Genomic DNA, 2,416 nt, shown 5'->3' on the forward strand with positions numbered 1-2,416 from the left:
ATCGAGAAGCCCGCAAGCCCGCGCTAGCCGCCCAGCTGCAGCAGCTGCAGCCACCACAGGTGCCCCAACCCATTAAGGTGGCCATTCTGCGTCCCGAGAATGCTGCCGAAAACCCCGCGATCGCTAAGTTACCTGAGGCTGATGCCTATATTGACCTACCCCTGACCATTCCCAAGTTAGAACGGGTACTGTCGCTGTAGTCAGTCGAGCTAACCCCACAGAATTCGATACACTGTTAAGATTAAGCCCTGATTTAGTGAGTGCTTGCTCGATATTACGTTCAGGATCAGTCCCCATGACTTCGGTTTTGCCCCAAGCGGTTTCCTCAGCGCCCGCCATTGCCCCTGAAAAGACCCGCCAAACCACGCGCAAGCCGTACCCCAACTACAAGATCATCGTGCTCAACGACGATTTCAATACCTTTGAGCATGTGGCGGAATGTCTGATGAAGTACATTCCAGGCATGGGCAGCGATCGCGCCTGGGAGCTCACCAACCAGGTACACCAAGACGGCCAGGCCATTGTATGGGTCGGCCCCTTAGAGCAGGCCGAGCTGTATCACACTCAACTTACCCGGGCTGGCTTGACTATGGCACCCCTTGAGAAAGCATAATCAAGTAATGTCTGATTAAATCTTTCTTAAATCTCCCCATGACACATGCCTCGGACGGTCGCCTAGTCTGGAACCACTCCACTCACTTGCCCGGGCTCATTCCCATTCTCGAACGCCTTTTAGAACAGTCCGGTATTGGCACCGTTACCCCAGGGGTAATCGCAAACGTCAGGGCGCACTCTCCCGAACTGCGCGTCAAGGTATCGGTACCCATTCGCGGCGGCTTTAAGCTGATTGCCCGCAAGGGTAAGACCGTACAAGAAGTCTTTGTGCTGACTAATTTAGACAAGCTCACCCTAGAGGGGGCGATCGCCCAAGCGGTTGAGGCGGCCCGGTGACCGTTGGGTCACGCTCAGGTTTTGTTCAAGAGGGTAAGGCCACCTTTGCGGTAGGAGATGCCTTTTACCGATCGCAAAGTGCGATCGCCCGCGATCTAGCCATTTTGGCCGCCGCCGTCTATCGCCAGCGCCACGGACATCTGCGGGTGCTCGATGCTATGACCGGCTGCGGCGTACGGCCCCTGCGCTACGGACTAGAGGCCGGGGCCGACTGGGTATGGGCCAACGAGGGCAACCCCGACTTAGCCGACCTTCTGACCCAAAATCTCGCCGCCCTGCCCGCCGACACCTGTCGCCTCACCCACCAGGACGCCAACCAGGTCTTTTTTGCCTGCTACCAGCAGCGCGATTTCTATGACCTAGTGGATATCGACAACTTTGGCGGCCCTACCCCCTACGTCAGCACCGGGCTGTGGGCGACGCGCCTGGGAGGAATGATCTACCTAACCAGCACCGATGGCCGGGCCACCAGCGGCCACGACCCAGAGCGCAGTTTAAGAACCTACGGAGCCTGCGCGCGATCGCACCCCGCCGTCCATGAACAGGGGCTGAGGCTGATGATTGGTCATGCGGCCCAGACGGCAGCGGCACGGGGGCTGGGCATAGAGCCGGTGTTTTCGCTATTTACGGGCCAGGTACATCGGGTGATGGTGCGGCTAGTGAGTAAGCCCACCCTGACGGATCAGACCTACGGCTTTTTGGCCTACTGCCACCGCTGTGGCCACTTTCAAACCTTGGATTGGCGGCACCTGGGCCGGGTGATATGCCCCTGTAGGACTGAGGATACCCCGGTGGTGAGCGGGCCAATGTGGCTGGGATCGCTGCACGATGGGGACAGGCTGGCGGAGATGCAGGCGCTGGCGGAAGACTGGCATTGGCGATCGCAGGCCAGGCTGTTAGCGATTATGGCCCAAGAAATTGACCTACCGCCCTACTACTACTCCCTAGGCGACATTGGGCGGCGGGGCCAGATGGATATTCCCAACCGGGATCGGCTAATCGAGGCTCTACAGGGCCAGGGCTACCGGGCGGCGATTCCGTCGATGGACTGGCAGGGGGTGAAGACCGATGCAGCGTTTGGAGATTGTGTGGCGATCGCCAGGGCCGTTCAGCCGTAGCATTCAGCCAAATCCCTGTGTGTCCGGGATGCTGAATCCGCCTTGGCTACCCTCGATTGGGCTGGGCAAACACCGTTTGCCCCTGCGCAAGCCGCCTGGTTTGGCATCGGGATTATGTGGCTCAAATTTGATCTGAGATGGCCGTCACAACCGTCCCACTCCAGCAGGAACACACCCTGTTTCTATTCCTGAAACCGCACGCCTGGTCCCGCTCGCCCATGGCAAGGTAGGTGCAGCGTTAATCAACACCCTGTTATGGAACATCGATGGATAGGCTGGGCCGCGCTTTCTGGCGGGTTAGCAGCCTTGACCCTGAGCTGTGCAGCTTCAGGCCCGCCCCCTTGCCC

The 2,416-nt window shown here is 59.1% G+C and carries 4 protein-coding genes; all 4 read left to right on the plus strand.

What is annotated here, in order from left to right; translation table 11 throughout:
- The coding region (locus IQ273_RS32555; RefSeq protein WP_194027215.1) for a hypothetical protein at positions 1-200 on the plus strand (200 nt) is incomplete at its 5' end.
- Between the two features lie 95 nt (positions 201-295).
- Positions 296-613, plus strand: a complete 318-nt coding sequence (clpS, locus tag IQ273_RS32560) for an ATP-dependent Clp protease adapter ClpS (RefSeq protein WP_194027216.1) — start codon at positions 296-298, stop codon at positions 611-613.
- 38 nt (positions 614-651) lie between these two features.
- On the plus strand, positions 652-951 hold the full coding sequence (locus tag IQ273_RS32565; protein ID WP_194027217.1) for a DUF2103 domain-containing protein: 300 nt from the start codon (positions 652-654) through the stop codon (positions 949-951).
- Positions 948-2,069, plus strand: a complete 1,122-nt coding sequence (locus IQ273_RS32570; RefSeq protein ID WP_194027218.1) for a tRNA (guanine-N1)-methyltransferase — start codon at positions 948-950, stop codon at positions 2,067-2,069. Before IQ273_RS32565 ends, IQ273_RS32570 begins: the two co-directional genes overlap by 4 nt.
- The last annotated feature ends 347 nt before the right edge of the window (positions 2,070-2,416 follow it).

Source organism: Nodosilinea sp. LEGE 07298 (assembly GCF_015207265.1).
Taxonomy (GTDB): Bacteria; Cyanobacteriota; Cyanobacteriia; order Phormidesmidales; family Phormidesmidaceae; genus Nodosilinea.

Bases quoted from the DNA above. Each gene is read 5' to 3' on its own strand.
- IQ273_RS32565 (WP_194027217.1), top strand. From the start codon at position 652: ATGACACATGCCTCGGACGGTCGCCTAGTCTGGAACCACTCCACTCAC.
- clpS (WP_194027216.1), top strand. From the start codon at position 296: ATGACTTCGGTTTTGCCCCAAGCGGTTTCCTCAGCGCCCGCCATTGCC.